Raw genomic sequence first — 505 nt, 5'->3', positions numbered from 1 at the left:
AGAGTAGGGGTCTGTGTAGGATTCGATTCTTGATTGAGACAGGTCCAAAAAAGGGAACCATAGCTCAGCTGGTTAGAGCGCACGCCTGATAAGCGTGAGGTCGGTGGTTCGAGTCCACTTGGTTCCACTTTCTGGTGTCGATGCGCCCGGGGGGAACACCCGTACCCATCCCGAACACGATGGTTAAGCCCCGGGCGGCTGAAAATATTACGCTGGCAACGGCGTGGGAAGATAGGTGGATGCCAGAATTCGGGGATATAGCTCAGTTGGGAGAGCACCTGCCTTGCAAGCAGGGGGTCAAGGGTTCGAATCCCTTTATCTCCACTGACCCGGCATCATTTTGTTTTTTGAAAGGCTCCTTTTCGAAAGCTTTGAAAAAGAAAAGCGGGAAGGGGCGGGAAAACGGAACGACGCAGGGGCTACAGAGGATTCCGCTTCCTTTCGATCCGGGCGCGAAGGACTTCGTTCCGAGCGCTGAGATCTAAGATCGCCGCGAATCCGTATC

Annotated in this window: 2 tRNA genes and 1 rRNA gene; all 3 read left to right on the top strand. The window is 54.3% G+C overall.

What is annotated here, in order from left to right:
• Nucleotides 1-53 precede the first annotated feature (53 nt).
• Nucleotides 54-127: transfer RNA gene (locus HMPREF1986_RS05675), tRNA-Ile, on the top strand.
• Between the two features lie 3 nt (nt 128-130).
• A 5S ribosomal RNA gene (rrf, locus tag HMPREF1986_RS05670) occupies nt 131-248 on the top strand.
• Nucleotides 249-251: 3 nt separating this feature from the next.
• A tRNA-Ala gene (locus HMPREF1986_RS05665) sits at nt 252-324 on the top strand.
• Nucleotides 325-505 lie beyond the last annotated feature (181 nt).

Source organism: Oribacterium sp. oral taxon 078 str. F0263, assembly GCF_000469565.1.
Classification (GTDB): Bacteria; Bacillota; Clostridia; order Lachnospirales; family Lachnospiraceae; genus Oribacterium.
Note: the sequence above shows the minus strand (reverse complement) of the source record. Positions and strands in the feature narration are given on the sequence as shown.